Here is a 14,958-nt window from a genome sequence, read left to right as displayed (position 1 = left end):
GCCTTCAGGACCGGTTGGCGAAGGCTGAAAACAGGGCCAGCGTTCGCTCGCTGACATGGTGCTCGATGCCTTCGGCATCGCGTTCCGCTGTCTCGGGATCAAGGCCCAGACTGATGAGAAAGCGTAGCACGATCTCGTGCCGCCGCCGACATTCCTTCGCGAGCGCACGGCCTGTGTCCGTCAAAAACACCGAGCGATACTTCGCGCGGGTGATCAGTCCCTCCCGCGCCAGACGGTCGAGCGTCTTGCTCACTGTCGGCACCTTCACACCAAGCCGGGCGGCGATGTCTACGGGGCGCGCTTCGCCGTGTTGGTGGATCAGTTCGGCGATCAGTTCGACATAGTCCTCGGCTAGTTCATTGCGCCGGGCTTCGCGAACACCCTGAAACGCCCCGGCGCGCAGGTCCGCGGGCCGGTCATCCGTTGTGGCTTGGGGTGCAGGATCGAACTCTGTCATGTGAATAGTCTCGCACGGGATGGATTGACAAGTAAAGGCGCGGGGCAGAATGTTAGCATTGTCTAACTTTATGCGCCGCGTCTTGTCGGGCGCGATCAAGCCAGGAGTGCCAAGAGCCATGACGACCAATGCCTGGCGGCAGGAAAGCGAGACTCCCTCCCTTTCCGAAGTCTTCCGCACCATCGCGGTCGGGAACGGTGGCACCAGCCGGTTCCGCCGGTTCCTCGCCTTCATCGGTCCCGGTTATCTGGTGGCAGTGGGCTATATGGACCCCGGCAACTGGGCGACCTCGCTCGCCGGTGGCGCGGCGTTCGGTTACACGCTCTTGTTCGTCGCGCTTCTGTCGAACATCATGGCGATCCTCCTGCAGTCTCTCTGCGCGCGGCTGGCTGTCGCCTCGGGCCGCGATCTGGCGCAGGCCTGCCGCGATGCTTTCCCGAAATGGATGTCCGTCCCGCTCTGGATCTTTGCCGAACTGGCCATCATCGCCACAGACCTGGCCGAGGTGATCGGCACGGCCATCGGCCTCAACCTGCTCTTCGGCATCCCGCTCGAGATCGGCATCTTCATCACAGCCGCCGACGTGTTCCTGATCCTGTGGCTGCAGAACAAGGGGTTCCGCTGGATCGAGGCGCTGATCATCTCGCTGATGGCGCTGATCGCGGCCTGTTTTGTCGTGTTGATTGCTCAGGCCGACCCAGTCTGGGGCGAGGTCATCGCAGGCTTTGCCCCAAGCCGCGAGATTTTCAACAACCCGACGATGCTCTACCTCGCTCTTGGCATTATCGGGGCGACGGTAATGCCGCATAACCTATACCTGCATTCGGGGATCGTGCAGACTCGCGCCTTCGGGCTTGATCTGCCCTCGAAGCGCGAGGCGCTGAGGTTGGCGACTTGGGACAGCACCATCGCACTGATGTTCGCGCTGACGATCAATGCATCGATCCTGATCCTGGCCGCTGCTGCCTTCTACACCGTGGGGCAAAACGACGTAGCCGAAATTGACAAGGCGCATCTGTTGCTGGAGCCCTTGCTCGGCTCGTCGCTCGCGCCGGTCCTGTTCGGTGTGGCACTCCTCTGCGCGGGGCTGAACTCTACTGTCACCGCCACCATGGCCGGACAGATCGTGATGGAAGGTTTCATCAACCTGCGCATCGCCCCTTGGGCGCGGCGGCTGATTACCCGGGGCCTTGCCATCATCCCAGCGATCTTCGTGATCCTGCTCTACGGCAGCGGTGGTGTGGGTGAGCTTTTGATCCTGAGTCAGGTGGTGCTGTCATTCCAGCTTCCCTTCGCCATAGTGCCCTTGGTGATGTTCACAGCCAGCCGCGCCAAGATGGGCGAACTGGTCGCACCCCGCTGGCTGACCGGCCTCTGTTGGTTGATTGCGGCCGTGATTATCGTGCTGAACGTGAACCTGCTGTCGACCGTGCTTTTGGGCTGACCCTCAGCCGATCGTTCCCAAAACAGGAAATGTCTCTAGCAACCAGAAAGCAATATCCGTGATCTGCCCGGTCATTACAGCGATACCCATAGCGATCATGACAACGCCCGCTACCCGATGAAGCCAGAGGCTTGCACGACCAAGTCGCCTGATGCGTGCGGCCAGTTCATTCGTAAATGCGGCGAGCAACAGGAACGGAACACCAAGGCCGACCGAGTACACTGTCAAAAGGGCCACGCCATCTGCCCCCGAAGCCGCACTCACCGTCAAGATCGACCCTAAAACTGGCCCAATGCAAGGCGTCCAGCCAAAAGCAAACGCGAGCCCAAGCAAATAGGCGCCAAGAGGGTTTCCGCCTTTTGCATCAAATGTGAATCGCGTGTCACGGAGCAGGATGCCCGGCCGTATAAGCCCGGTCATGACCAATCCAAACACGATGATAAGCGCACCGCCGACAATGCCGAGCTCGTATTTCCATTGCAAAAGCAAGCCACCGAGAAGGCTGGCACCAGCGCCCAAGGAAATAAATACTGTCGAGAAACCCATAACGAAATAAAGGCTCAAGAGCAGGCGATTCAGGCGAGTTTTCATCTGCACGACACCGTGCGCACTCTGGCCCGGTTGCCCTGCTATGTAGGACACATAACCGGGCGCCAGCGGCAGCACGCACGGGGACAGGAAAGACAGAGCCCCTCCCAAAAAGGCCGCGAGGACTCCAACGCCAGAAATTTCAAACACGGGTCCTGCTCTCTTTTCGACAAATGAAATTGACACCATCGCCCGACATTCGACGCGATAAGCCTGAGAGTTCGCTAACACCTCAAGCAACCTGAGCAGCAAGCAGGTTCTTGCCTCCCGCTTCCATGCAGGGCAGGAATCAAGACGATCATGGTACACATTTGAGTGAACCGCGCGCGCAGTTCGCCGACAAGACTTGAACCTCGATCCATAAGTGGGTGTATCCGTGCCGTCAGAGATTGTCGTCCGAACTGCTCTCTGGGGCAAGCATGGGACGACTTTAGCGCTCCATCGCTGGCTTGTTTACTTCCGCACGGTCTGAGGTGGCGTTCAGCCCGAGCAAGGGGAATTTTTATGTTAGGCAGATCGACGCTAATTCTTGTGCGACTTGGGTGCTGCTTAATTGTGGGTGCCTGCTCAGTTCCGGCCAGTCAGTCAATCGACAAGGAAACAGGGTTTCTCAAAGAATTGCCGGAAGGGGTTGGGGCGATTGCCGCACCTTACCAGAATCTTCAGGAAGTGCTTTTGAGGCCAGAGGACGGTTGCTACTGGTACCGCTACGTCGGGCCGGTCGAGACGACAATGCTGCCACTGCGAACCGTCGCGGGGCGCCCAATCTGCACACAGGCTGCTGTTCAATCCGAAGTAACGGGCTGAGCCAATAGTCGCGATACGAACAAACGTCCACTTTCGGTCGAGCGTGTCCATGTTGTAGTGTTGACCATGGAACGCGCGGCCAAGCGGAAGGGTCATGCGGTGGTGACCCTATCGCCTTCTTCAGCTGGATAAAGGTGGGCTGTCACACCAGTTTGGACCTGATCGTAAAGATCATTGATGTGTGGCATTACCATGCGGACGCAACCTGAGCTTGCCCGGCTGCCGATAGACCGCGGGAGTGGGGTTCCATGAATGCGCAAATACGTATCCCTTTCGCCCAGGTAGAGATAAAGTGCGCGTGATCCCAAGGCATTGCCTGGACCCGGTGCCATCCCGTCAGCGAACTTGGCGTAGATCTCTGGTTCCCGCGCAATCATCGACGCGGTTGGTGTCCAGTTGGGCCACTTCGCCTTGCGCCTGATCGTGTAGGTTCCAGGTTCGTAAAGTCCGTCGCGGCCGATGGCGACACCGTAGCGCATAGCTGATCCATCTGGTTGAATATGGTATAAGTACCGGGCGATCGCATCAACATGGATGTCACCGGGAACCAGACCAGTGCGCGCTTGGACGCGCGTCGGCAACAGGCGCGGATGAAGTCCCCAAGGGTTCGTTGTGGTAGGTTCATAGCCAAGTGGTGTCACCTCTGCGTCCCACGCGTCCCACTGGTCTTGAAGATGCGAGCCCGCCACCACTGGAGAGGAAACTAGCGCGGCGGCGCCTACCAAAAATCCGCGTCGATCGACCATCCGCTTCGCTTTCACAATATGAGTGCCTCCCGAATACACCAGAAGGGTTAGTCGTTAACGGCACCGCTTTCTGGTCTCAAGTCCAGTCAAGTCACTGTTACCTCCGCAATACAGCAAGACGAAGACTGTCGCGCTTACTGCCGGACACAAATTTTTCCCAGAACAGACCACCAGCTCTAATGCGCCTTTCGATGTAACACCGCCCTGTGCTTTTCTCGATACATTTGCATCTCATGCGGCCGAAACGCTCTCACTTTCTCACGCAGAACGGTGGGCTAAGGCGGTAAGCTCTGAGCCGGATGCAAAAGGTCTTTTGCCAAGCGGTCCGACAGCTTGCCCCTTGATCGTCAGATCAGCAGCACCTGAGTGCCGACTTGTGCAAGCTCGTAAAGTTCAATGACATGCTCGTTGTAGAGGCCGATGCACCCGTTCGATGATCTGCGACCGATCTTCCGGGTATCATGGGTGCCGTGGATCAAATAGGCAGGCCAGGACAGATACAATCCGCGGACACCAAGCGGGTTGTCCTTGGATCCGCCTTCGACCATCTTCGGCCAGTCCGGGTTGCGCTCGAGCATGGATGCCGTCGGACGCCACGGCGGGTTCACAGCCTTGCGGACAATCTCGGTCCGCCCGAGCCGCGTCAGTTCCTCGGACAGGGGGACGGACGAGGGATAGAGCCGGTAGATCGACTGATCCTCTGACCAGTAATGCAGTGCGCGTGATTTTGTGTCCGCCAGAATTGCACCACCCTTAGTATTCTCAAAATAGTCCCGCCACTGAGGCATCCGGAAGCTGGACACGTTGTTCCGTACGCTGCCGGATACAGGAGCCTGAAACTCGGTCGTGCCGTCCTGCGCCAAGGCTGGTAGGGCCGCAAGACCCGCCATCCCGACTGCTCCGCCCATCAAAGCCCGTCGCCCGATCCGTTCCTCGGCCATGGATCACTCCTTCACCTACGTTTCGGAATGGGCAGTATCGTCCTCTTGCCTCCGGGACAAATCAAAGAGCCGTCAACAGAGCACGGTTTGGGCCGAAAGCGCTACAATCACTGCGCCGTTCTTCTTGCGAGGTTTCTGATGGGCCCATGGAAGTCGACCAACAGGTCTCGACACTCTGACATTGCCGTGATCCGGCAACGCATGCCTTGCATCTCAAGTAGCTAGAGCAATTAGCCCTCGCCACTCAAGACGGGGGCTTTCGCAGGATTGATCACTTCAGACGCTCATCCCTTTTCCGGCGGAAAGCTGCTTCAAGGTCTGCCCGGTTTGGGCGTGGCCCTGGCCGCTGGTGCCGCACTTGTCCTCGCCTTGCCGCCATATTCGATCCTGCCCTTTGCGCTGATCGCCTTCGCTGTGCTGGCAATTATGTTGCATGGCACGCCGTGGCCTGTCGCGTTTCGAATCGGATATCTGTTTGGCTTAGGCCAGTTCGTGCCCGGGCTTTTCTGGATCACCGAAAGTTTTCAGGTCGAGGCAGATCGGTTCGGATGGTTGGCTTTGCCAGCCGTGTTCGGCCTTGCAGCTCTGCTGGCAGTGTTTCCGGCTTTTGCCTGTGCCCTTGCCGCCCGCATGGCGCGCGCCGGATTGCCGCTCTCGCTTTCGCTTGCGACAGGCTGGACCGGCCTTGAATGGCTGCGGGGGCATGTTCTGACGGGGTTTCCTTGGAACCTTGCTGCCTACACGCTGGCCGATTGGTTGCCTCTCGCGCAGATGGCCTCCCTGGTCGGCAGCTATGGGCTGGGGTTCCTCTTGGTGCTTTGTTCAGCACTGGTCGGGCTGGCTTTCCGCGCGCCCGCTCGCAGGTTGCAAGTCATCCGTTTCGCCAGCGCCACCGCAATTGCGGTCACCGTCGCTGGTTTCGGTTTTGCGCGCCTGACCTTGTCCGATCCCCCGTCGGAGCGCGGCACTCAAATCCGCGTCGTGCAACCGAACATCGCGCAAAGCGCCAAGTGGGATGAAGGATCCCGGAAAGCCAACATCCTTCGGCTTCTGGCTCTTTCTGCGCGCCCGGGCGACTACGATATCCTGCTTTGGCCCGAAACCGCATGGCCGGGGTTTCTCGCCGAAGACACTGGGGCCCGTATCATGCTTGGGTGGCTCTTGCCGAAGACCGCCGTATTGTTGGCGGGCAGTCCTGAGCGGGAGGTTACCTCTAACGAAACAGTGTACCGAAACTCTGTGCTCGCCATCGCGCCGGATGGCTCCGTCCTGACGCGCTACGCCAAGCATCACCTTGTGCCCTTTGGTGAATACGTGCCGTGGCGGAGAGTCCTGCCGTTCCAGCGATTGGTCGAATCTTTAGGTGATTTCCTCCCCGGTCCGGGTCCCCGCACCCTTGCATTCGGCCCACATCCCTATGCGGGCATCGCTATCTGCTACGAGATCATCTTTCCCGGGCATGTGGTCGATGATGCCATCCGACCGGACTGGATATTCAATGCAACCAACGACGCCTGGTTCGGCAGCTCGATTGGTCCAAAGCAACATCTGGCTTCAGCCCGGATGCGAGCCATCGAAGAGGGGCTTCCACTCGTGCGGGCCGCAAATACGGGAATCTCGGCGGTGGTCGATGCCTACGGCGAGACACTGGCGATGCTGGACATTGAGACTTCTGGCGTAATCGACATGCGCTTACCGAGATCCCTGCCACCGACCCTCTACGCCCGTCTTGGCGACTGGTCCGCACTTCTCCTTATCCTTGGCTCTTGGGGAGTTTTCGCCTTCTGGGTCTGGCGGAAAAAAACGGTCTTGAAAGGAAGCCAGAAATGATCGGACCAGTTTTCGGGATCGTCGGATTCCTGTGGGGCTACTATCTCGCCCGACAGCGCGGCGGCAAGACGCTGGACCGCCTGCAATATGGCGCAGGCTTCGCCATCGCTTTCGGGCTGTTTGGCACCCTCCTTGGCGTTGCCCTTGCCCGGTTTCTTGGGGCGGCCTGATCGGCGAAACCTCGCCGGTGCTGCACTCCTCACCTTTTTGTCGGTTGAACCTCTAGTTGCTCGAGGTTCTAGACCGCACGCTGTTCTCATCGCCTGGACTGTTCATGCGTCTTCGTTCTCTTCAGATCATCCTTTGGGTCGCCGCGACTGCGGCGGTCGTCGCTTTTGCGGCGGCGCGGTGGTGGCCTGCAACGGAGGACAGCGCAGCTGCAGCATCTGCTTTCACGCCCACCTTCGCACTTGCAGACAGCGAAGGTCGTATCCGTACGACGGACGAATTCCGCGGAAAGTTCCTGTTGGTGTTCTTCGGCTTCACAAGCTGCCCGGATGTCTGCCCCACGACACTCTCCGAAGTTGCACAGGTCATGGATGACCTTGGATCCGAGGCAGGATCGGTGCAGCCGATCTTCATCTCGATCGATCCCGAACGGGACAGACGGCTTGGACTGACTGACTACACCAAGGCGTTCCACCCAGCGATCCTCGGTCTGGCCGGCAGCGAGGCCGAAACACAAGTTGCGGCCGCAAGCTTCAAGATCTTCTACGAGCGGGAGGCCGACACCACTTCGCCGGACGGCTACACGATGGCGCACAGCCCTGGCCTCTATCTGATCGGCCCAGATGGCGCGTGGCTGCGTCAATTCACCTACGGCACTCCGGCGGCCGAAATCCTCTCCGACCTTCAATCGAGACTTTGACCCATGAAACACTTCCTCCTTGCCGCATCTCTGATCGTGTCCGCGCCTGCCGCCATGGCCTGCGAGACCGTGACCATCGGTGATCTGACCGTTGAGCACGCCTGGTCCAAGGCGACGATTGGCGCGGGGCGACCCGGCGTTTTCTATGTGGGGATCACCAACGCTGGATCTGCGGACGATGCGCTGATCGGCATTGCAACGCCTGCAGCCGGTATGCCGATGCTGCACGAGACTGTCGTTCAGGACGGCATCGCATCAATGCCGCATGCGATGTCCATCCCTGTGCCGGCCGGCCAGAGCGTGCAGCTTTCGCCTGGCGGATACCACGGCATGCTGATGGGGCTGACGACAGCCCTGAAGGAAGGGGACAGCTTTCCGGTCACCCTCATCTTTGAAAAGGCCGGAGAGGTCACGATGAATGTCGATGTCCTTTCGTTGCGCGCGGAGGGTCCGGATTGCGCCGACGCAGGGCAATAATCCTCGGCGCTGGAGGTGCCATCGGAGCCGTCGCCTTCATGCTGGGCGTCGGAGCCTATCGCACGCGCAACAGGCCAGCTCTCAGCGAGGTCCTGCCCTTGCCAATCGGCGAGATGTCCTGGGCATTGACCGACCACCGGGGTCAGTCCGTCCGACCCACAGACTGGGCCCGTCGCCCGGTCATGGTGTTCTTCGGCTTCACCTGGTGCCCGGACGTCTGCCCGACCACACTAAGCGACATATCGCTCTGGCTCGAAGAACTGGGAGCCGACGCGGACCGCTTGATCGTGGCGCTGATTTCGGTCGATCCGGAACGAGACACGCCCGACGTCCTTGCGGATTACGTCAGCAATTTCGACCCGCGTATCATCGGGTTGACGGGTCCCGCCGACAAGGTCGCGCAGGCCGCCGCAGATTTCCGGGTAACCTATCGCCGCGTCGACAAGGATGGCGGCGACTATACGATGGACCACACCGCCGGTGTGCTCCTGTTCCACCCCGATGGGCGCTTTGCCAGCATCATCGACTTCCATGAAGACCGGCGCTTCGCCGTTCCCAAAATCCGCCGAACCCTCAGTTGAAAGGTCATTCTGCCAGATGATCCGCTCCGCGTTTCTGATCCTTGCTGTCGCATCTCTCGCCCCGCTCCAGGCAGTGGCAGATCCTCCGACGGCGCATTTGCCGATGGCATTCGAAGCCACAATCGAACCCGGTGACACATTGGACAGCGTCCTTGGTCACGCAGGAATCCCCGCGACGATCCGGGCAGAAGCTGCCCTCGCGCTGTCAGGTGTTTACGACTTGACCGATCTGCGACCCGGTCACCGGATCGAATGGGCGGCAGCGTCCGGGGATTCAGCATCGCTGACACGCCTGTCACTCTTCGTGGAAGATGGTGTGGAGATTGCTCTTCGCTTCGATGGGCCATTAGCCGCACAGCGCATCGACCCACCGGTTCGTGAGACGGACCGGCGGGAGACCTTGACCCTCGACGGAACCCTTTACGACGCCTTGACGGCCCGAAATGCACCAGAACGCTTTGCGGTTGACCTAACCGCAGTTCTTGCGGGCCAGGTCGATTTCAGGCGCGACCTGAAGGGCGGAGAGACCTTCGCGCTGGTCTGGCAGGAAGACCAACTTCCCGATGGCAGCATCGCGGGCGAGCCGCGCCTGAGTTACGCGCGGTTGGAGCTTCGCGACCGCGTCCTCGAACTCGTTGCGACCGAAGCCGCCGGCCCGGTCATCGTCTTTGAAGATGGCGAAGCCGTGCAGCGTTCAGCGGCACCCATCCTTGGTGCACGACTGTCGTCCGTCTTTGGGCGCCGGAACCATCCCGTGTTGGGTGGGGTTCGCATGCATACCGGGATCGATTACGCGGCACCCGTGGGCACCGAAGTCTCGGCGACCGGCGCCGGTCGGGTGATCTTTGCGGGCTCGATCCGCGGCTATGGCACCACGATCGACATTGATCACGGCGGTGGGGTCGTGACGCGATATGCGCATCTTTCAGAGATCGCCGAAGACGTTCGCGTGGGGTCACGGGTCAAGGCGGGAGACGAGATTGGCGCGGTCGGCGCGACAGGGCTCGTGAGCGGCCCCAACCTTCACTACGAAGTTCGTGTCGACGGCAGACCGGTCGATCCTAAAGACCAGGACGCCTTGCCGGAACAGGAGATTGCTTCGGCAGATGATCTCAATGCGCTCGCCACCTGGCGCAGCGAAACTGGCTTCATTTCAGGAACTGACGGAGAACGCGGATGAACAGATATTTGATCGGACGCCGCGAGGTCATCCTTGCAGCAACAGCATTTGCCGTAACCCCTGCCGCCAAAGCTAAGGCAGAGGAAGAACCGCCAATCCATGTCGTCAAGGGGCGTGGCTGCGAGTGCTGTGAAGCATGGGTCGACTATCTGCGGGAGCAAGGCTTCACCGTGACCGATGAAGTTTCGATGGGCACGCTGTTGATCCGCTTCAAGATGGATCAGGGAGTTCCGGTCAAGGCGTTTTCCTGCCACACGGGAACGGTCGAAGGCTATGCGCTTGAGGGCCATGTTCCCGCCGCAGACATCCGGCGGTTGCTGGCTGAGCGTCCCGACGCTGTCGGACTTGCCGTGCCCGACATGCCTTACGGCTCGCCCGGCATGGGGTCTGAAGACAGCCGCGATGCCTACGATGTAGTACTGATCCGGCGCGATGGCGGCCTAGAGGTTTACACCAGCTATCCGGCCGCCTGATATCACATCATTGCTTGCGGATTCCGATCATTGCCTTCGCGCTCTTCGGCCGACACAACAGACCAGTCAAAAGGCACCGACGATCTGTTCGACGGCGTCGTCGCTGTCCCAAGCGAACGGACCTTGTAGCCGTCCGATCTCGCGGCTTTGACGGTCAATCAGAAGCGTTGTCGGCAGCCCGATAAAGGCCAGGGCAAGCTGAACCCTTAATGGCTCAGCCCAATAGAGCGGCAGAGCGTCCAGACCGATCTCGTCATAGAACTGTCGGCCCCGGCCAATCCCAGCGTCATCAATGCAAAGAGGCAGGACCGCGAAATCCGCGCCGCCGAGCCGTTTTTCAAGTCGCTCAAGCATCGGCATCTCTTCCCGACAGGGCGGGCACCACGTCGCCCAAATGTTCAAAAGGATCACCCGTCCGGCGAAGTCGTCGAGATACCGGGTGGTTCCTTTCTCATCCAGGATCGGGGGTGAAAGCAGTTGCTGAGGGTCGCTCCGAAGTCGGAATGGAGGCCGAGCCTCAGCCGGAGTTGCGAGATAGGGCATGGCGAGGCCGACGAGTACCGACCGGCGGCAGATATGGGTGAGCATGGCGTGTTCCCCGTAAAAAGGCCCGGACCCGCAGACTGGCTGCAGGTCCGGGCGCGCTTCAGGCTAAAACCGCGAACTCGGTCATCATGCCGGTCGAGAGGTGGGGCATATGGTGGCAATGCAGCATCCAGCGCGCGGCTTCACCTGCGTCCAACGCAACCGTCACCATGCCCATCGGCGGCACATGCACGGTGTCGCGTACCGCACCTGCAAAACGCGCGCCACCAGTGCCGACCACCTGAAACGCGTGACCGTGAAGGTGCATCGGATGTGCCATCATGGACATGTTGTGAAACATCATCTCGACCCGATCGCCGGACTTCGCCGTTACCGGCACATGGGTGCCCCAGGTCTGTCCGTTGATCGTCCAGACATAGGGCATCATCGAGCCACCCAGCATGAGCATCGGCTGCGATGCGGGCGCACGTTCGGGCAACGGAGTGACCGCGCGAAGCAAGCTTTCCTGTGCGAGATCGCCGCTGAAGGCGGGATGGTCTCGCTCCGACAAGTCAGCGATCTTCGCCACAGCGGCCCCCGGCGTGGCCAGGATGACACCCGTCCTTTCCTTGGCGCCCTCGCGCAAGGCGAGAACCGGATACGCCCCGCCCTCCCTCGGTACTTCCAGCTCGATGTCGAGACGCTGGCCCATCGCGACACCAAAGCGACTGCCAGGCAGCGGTTGCACCGGCTCGCCGTCCACCGCAACCAGCCGTCCGGGAAGCGCGCCCGTATCGATCCAGAAGACAGTCGCAGCGGCGGCATTGATCACGCGGACCAGCACTTGCCCGCCTTTGTCCACCTGTACGACTTCCGGGTCGTCAAGCGTCCGGTCGTTGGCGAGATAGGCATCGAAGTTGTAGTCGTTGAGGTCCATTGCCATGCCGTCCATGCCCGGCATCGCCATCATGCCGCCCTGCTCCATGGCGCCCATGTCCATCCCGGAATGGTCCATGGCACCTTGCCCCGACTGGCCATGATCCATGCCGGCCATCGATGCGCCGCCGGTGATTTCGGTCAGCACCTCGGCGGGCGACTTGAACGCAAAGTCGTGCAGGAACAGCGTCACCTCCTGACGATCTGCCGCAACATCCTCGGGCCGCCGCACGATCAGTGGCGCTGCTAGAAGTAGCATTTCATGCGCCGGGACGTGGGCGTGCATCCAGTGGGTGCCCGGCCTTGCCGCGAAGTCGTAGGCGCGGATGTCACCGGGCTGCAGCATTGGCATCGGCAGGTCGGGGACACCGTCCTGTGCGTTGTCGGGGATCTGTCCGTGCCAGTGAATGATGGTAGGCTCTGCGAGCGAGTTCTTGAGGTCAACCGCAAAGGCCTGTCCAGGATCGAGTACAAGCCCCGAGCGGCCATTGCCATCCATGAGCCCCCAGACGGTTGCGGCCCGGCCTTTGATGTCAAGCGTCCGGGTTGTGGCCGTCAAAGACATCCGGGCGGATTGGGCCCGCACCCGAGCGGGCAGGACCAAAGATGCGGCCGTGGCCGCAGAAGCGGCCAAAAAGCCGCGACGAGAAAGAGATAGCATGCGAGTTCTCCTGAATCGCTAGATGATTGGGACGAGCGGTTTCCGGCTCAGGCCGGAACCGCGGGGTCAAATCACTGCATTTTGGGAGGGTGCCCCAGAGGCGGAATGGCCAGCGAAGCAAACAGCAAGCCGAAATGGAGCTCGACATCGGCGGCACGCGCCACCACTTCGGTACCACCGTTCGGTGCGGGCAAGGCCGCAGTGGCGAAAAGGCAATGCTGCTGGCAAAGAACCTGTTGCGCGTCGCTGTCAGGACCGTCAGTCGTCTGCATGGGCATCAAATGGCCAGCCATCGCCATTATCTGTGCATGGTCGACCTGAGATTGCCCGCGCCCTTCGCCCAAAGCCATCACGGGCAAGATCGCCGCCAAAAGGTAGGCGGCAAAGATCAGGACACGCATGCCAAAGGTCGTAAATGTCATGGTTGGAATACTATCAGGATGGGCCGTTGCCGTCACCTGACAGTTTGGTGTCCCTGCCCGACATCGGGCTGTCTCGCGTGCGGTAACAATGCCGAGTTTTCTGATTTCTTGAAACGCTATCGCAAAGTTTACTGGAAACCGCGTCCGGCGAGCAGGACCATTCAGGAAAATGCGGGACAATGATTTGATGAAAAAGCTCCTCCTCGCCCTCACAGCATTGATTAGTCTGGCCGCCTGCGGGGCCGAACCTATCTGGGCGCCGGATGATGTCGTCGCGACCGCGCGCTATGCGCATCCCGGGCCGACCTCGGTTACTCTCTACACGGTACTCTCGACCCGAAGCGGTGCGGGTGCGCATGCGGGACTCCTGATTAACGGATCAGAGCGTGTTCTGTTCGATCCGGCTGGATCCTGGCGGCATCCCAGACTTCCCGAACGCAATGATGTCCATTTCGGGATCACCCCGAAGATGGTGGATTTCTACATCGACTACCACGCCCGTGAGACCTTCGACGTCGTGGAACAGACAGTCGAGGTTTCCCCTGAAATAGCCGCGATGATCATGCAGCGGGCCATGGCTTACGGTGCCGTACCAAAGGCCAACTGCACCATTGCCTTGTCGCGCGTGCTGGAAGGCGTTCCAGGCTTCGAGAGCCTCCCTATGACCTGGTTCCCGAAACGGATGATGGAGGGCTTTGCTGAGCTTCCAGGCGTGACGACCCGAAAAATCACAGATGACGATGCCGATCAAAATCATGGGGTTCTGCTGGTCCAGGCCAGCGATGCGCAGCTGGAGTAGTTTTTTGGTGATTGCTCCGGCAGAAACCACGACTTCACTCGCCACAGCAATTGTTCGGCGGTATCGTCGGCGACAACTTTCGACATGAGGTACATTTGATGAACATGACGCGTCGCACCATTCTGACTGCAGGTCCAGTTTTCCTGGCCATCGCCGCCACACCGATGCTGGCGGAAACGGATGCGCGCATCCATGTGGTCAAGGACCCCGGCTGTCCATGCTGCAATGCCTGGATCGGACACCTTCGCGAGAATGGTTTCAATGTAAGCTTTGAGGAGCGCAGCATCGAAGAACTCGCGGCGTATAAGCGCGAGCGCGGCATTCCGGAAGAACTGTCCTCCTGCCACACGGCGACGATCGATGACTATACCATCGACGGGCACGTCCCCGCCGCAGACATCCGCCGCCTTCTGGACGAACGTCCAGAAGTGGTCGGACTTACCGTTCCGGGTATGCCGTTCGGTTCACCCGGAATGGGACCGGAGACGGAGCGCGAGGCATACGAGGTTCTTCTCGTCGGACTCGATGGCAGCAGCCAGGTCTTCACCAGCTATCCGAGCGCCTGACTTCGCTTCAGGATGAAAGGGCGTCACAAGAAGCAGTGGCACGAAGCGCTTGTCTCCAGGTGCCACAGCAGTATCAAGGCAAACCCAACTCGGTTGACCGCCATACTTCTTCCAGCGCGGCCTGCAGGTTGACGCCGTCCAATGGTCTGATCGCGGCATCAAGACATCGCGCGGCGTGATAGGCCGTGGCCGCCATTGCACTGGGCGCCGTGCCATGGACGAGCCGGTAACGCGCCGCGAAACTGTCCATCTGACTCTCGCCTTCCCATCCCGCTGGAAGGACATCCTGCACCAAGACGATGCCTTCCGATTGATACGCGCGCGCGGTTGCGCTGGCTGCTGGCTCGGGGCCAAGGACCACCACCACATCGGGGGGCTCGCTAGGTGTTCCTAACAGGTCCTCGACCAACCCTGCTGCTTCGCGCGGAAGCGGCAGAACATGCACATCAACCCCGCCCAAATGCCCGTCAGACGTCTCATTCGCGTGCCCATCCCGCTCGTCCGCCGCCAGCAGGAAACCGCGGACGGCTTCGGCGAGGCCTACTTCAAGGTCTTCGCCGACGACCAGAAGTGCGGCCGTGAACGAATGCGCCGATGCAATCCCTGACATCCCCATCCACAGTGCGGCCACCAGGACGGGACTGGGAGTGGGCAAAA

General features: G+C 60.4%; 19 protein-coding genes. 10 read left to right on the top strand and 9 right to left on the bottom strand.

What is annotated here, in order from left to right; all coding sequences use genetic code 11:
- Positions 1-4: 4 nt before the first annotated feature.
- Positions 5-457 (bottom strand): manganese-binding transcriptional regulator MntR, encoded by a 453-nt coding sequence (gene mntR, locus HYN69_RS19425; RefSeq protein WP_108437559.1) that lies wholly within the window; start codon positions 455-457, stop codon positions 5-7.
- Between the two features lie 118 nt (positions 458-575).
- On the opposite strand from mntR, the gene HYN69_RS19420 reads away from it, so the two are divergent.
- A complete protein-coding gene (locus HYN69_RS19420; RefSeq protein ID WP_108437558.1) occupies positions 576-1,901 on the top strand; it encodes an Nramp family divalent metal transporter in 1,326 nt (441 codons plus the stop codon).
- A 3-nt stretch (positions 1,902-1,904) separates the two neighbouring features.
- On the opposite strand, the gene HYN69_RS19415 is transcribed toward HYN69_RS19420, so the two are convergent.
- The 4 genes from HYN69_RS19415 to HYN69_RS19400 form a co-directional block, all read right to left on the bottom strand.
- Positions 1,905-2,639, bottom strand: a complete 735-nt coding sequence (locus HYN69_RS19415) for a cytochrome c biogenesis CcdA family protein (RefSeq protein WP_174213680.1) — start codon at positions 2,637-2,639, stop codon at positions 1,905-1,907.
- A gap of 435 nt (positions 2,640-3,074) precedes the next feature.
- Positions 3,075-3,392 (bottom strand): hypothetical protein, encoded by a 318-nt coding sequence (locus tag HYN69_RS21850; RefSeq protein WP_216824710.1) that lies wholly within the window; start codon positions 3,390-3,392, stop codon positions 3,075-3,077.
- Positions 3,389-4,042 (bottom strand): L,D-transpeptidase, encoded by a 654-nt coding sequence (locus tag HYN69_RS19405; protein ID WP_108437556.1) that lies wholly within the window; start codon positions 4,040-4,042, stop codon positions 3,389-3,391. Before HYN69_RS19405 ends, HYN69_RS21850 begins: the two co-directional genes overlap by 4 nt.
- Before the next feature lie 347 nt (positions 4,043-4,389).
- On the bottom strand, positions 4,390-4,983 hold the full coding sequence (locus tag HYN69_RS19400; protein WP_108437555.1) for a L,D-transpeptidase: 594 nt from the start codon (positions 4,981-4,983) through the stop codon (positions 4,390-4,392).
- A gap of 267 nt (positions 4,984-5,250) precedes the next feature.
- On the opposite strand from HYN69_RS19400, the gene lnt reads away from it, so the two are divergent.
- The 7 genes from lnt (at position 5,251) to HYN69_RS19370 (ending at position 10,392) form a co-directional block, all read left to right on the top strand.
- A complete protein-coding gene (gene lnt / locus HYN69_RS19395) occupies positions 5,251-6,813 on the top strand; it encodes an apolipoprotein N-acyltransferase (RefSeq protein WP_108437661.1) in 1,563 nt (520 codons plus the stop codon).
- A complete protein-coding gene (locus HYN69_RS21050) occupies positions 6,810-6,983 on the top strand; it encodes a hypothetical protein (protein ID WP_174213677.1) in 174 nt (57 codons plus the stop codon). The genes lnt and HYN69_RS21050 overlap by 4 nt, the downstream gene beginning before the upstream one ends.
- Positions 6,984-7,087: 104 nt before the next feature.
- Complete coding sequence (locus tag HYN69_RS19390; RefSeq protein WP_108437554.1) at positions 7,088-7,681, top strand: SCO family protein; 594 nt, start codon at positions 7,088-7,090, stop codon at positions 7,679-7,681.
- Positions 7,682-7,735: 54 nt separating this feature from the next.
- On the top strand, positions 7,736-8,158 hold the full coding sequence (locus tag HYN69_RS19385; RefSeq protein WP_230426605.1) for a copper chaperone PCu(A)C: 423 nt from the start codon (positions 7,736-7,738) through the stop codon (positions 8,156-8,158).
- Positions 8,137-8,739: an SCO family protein gene (locus HYN69_RS19380; protein ID WP_108437552.1), complete on the top strand. Its 603-nt coding sequence runs from the start codon at positions 8,137-8,139 to the stop codon at positions 8,737-8,739. The genes HYN69_RS19385 and HYN69_RS19380 overlap by 22 nt, the downstream gene beginning before the upstream one ends.
- Positions 8,690-9,919 (top strand): M23 family metallopeptidase, encoded by a 1,230-nt coding sequence (locus HYN69_RS19375; RefSeq protein ID WP_216824709.1) that lies wholly within the window; start codon positions 8,690-8,692, stop codon positions 9,917-9,919. Before HYN69_RS19380 ends, HYN69_RS19375 begins: the two co-directional genes overlap by 50 nt.
- Positions 9,916-10,392: a DUF411 domain-containing protein gene (locus HYN69_RS19370; RefSeq protein ID WP_108437550.1), complete on the top strand. Its 477-nt coding sequence runs from the start codon at positions 9,916-9,918 to the stop codon at positions 10,390-10,392. The genes HYN69_RS19375 and HYN69_RS19370 overlap by 4 nt, the downstream gene beginning before the upstream one ends.
- 66 nt (positions 10,393-10,458) lie before the next feature.
- Here the strand turns inward: HYN69_RS19370 and HYN69_RS19365 are convergent, their stop codons facing one another.
- From HYN69_RS19365 to HYN69_RS19355, 3 genes are all read right to left on the bottom strand, one after another.
- A complete protein-coding gene (locus tag HYN69_RS19365; protein WP_230426604.1) occupies positions 10,459-10,980 on the bottom strand; it encodes a TlpA family protein disulfide reductase in 522 nt (173 codons plus the stop codon).
- Between the two features lie 58 nt (positions 10,981-11,038).
- Entirely contained in the window at positions 11,039-12,514 is a 1,476-nt protein-coding gene (locus HYN69_RS19360; protein ID WP_108437549.1) for a multicopper oxidase family protein, read from the bottom strand.
- Positions 12,515-12,585: 71 nt separating this feature from the next.
- A complete protein-coding gene (locus tag HYN69_RS19355; RefSeq protein ID WP_159082585.1) occupies positions 12,586-12,972 on the bottom strand; it encodes a hypothetical protein in 387 nt (128 codons plus the stop codon).
- A gap of 151 nt (positions 12,973-13,123) precedes the next feature.
- Here HYN69_RS19355 and HYN69_RS19350 point away from each other — a divergent pair, with 151 nt between their 5' ends.
- A complete protein-coding gene (locus HYN69_RS19350) occupies positions 13,124-13,735 on the top strand; it encodes a hypothetical protein (RefSeq protein WP_108437665.1) in 612 nt (203 codons plus the stop codon).
- A 50-nt stretch (positions 13,736-13,785) separates the two neighbouring features.
- Positions 13,786-14,301: a DUF411 domain-containing protein gene (locus tag HYN69_RS19345; RefSeq protein WP_230426603.1), complete on the top strand. Its 516-nt coding sequence runs from the start codon at positions 13,786-13,788 to the stop codon at positions 14,299-14,301.
- Between the two features lie 73 nt (positions 14,302-14,374).
- Here HYN69_RS19345 and HYN69_RS19340 read toward each other — a convergent pair whose 3' ends face one another.
- On the bottom strand, positions 14,375-14,932 hold the full coding sequence (locus tag HYN69_RS19340) for a hypothetical protein (protein ID WP_108437547.1): 558 nt from the start codon (positions 14,930-14,932) through the stop codon (positions 14,375-14,377).
- Positions 14,933-14,958 lie beyond the last annotated feature (26 nt).

The organism is Gemmobacter aquarius (genome assembly GCF_003060865.1).
GTDB classification, from domain to species: Bacteria; Pseudomonadota; Alphaproteobacteria; order Rhodobacterales; family Rhodobacteraceae; genus Paragemmobacter; species Paragemmobacter aquarius.
The sequence above is the reverse complement of the archived record's forward strand: the minus strand, read 5'-3'. Positions and strand labels throughout refer to the sequence as shown.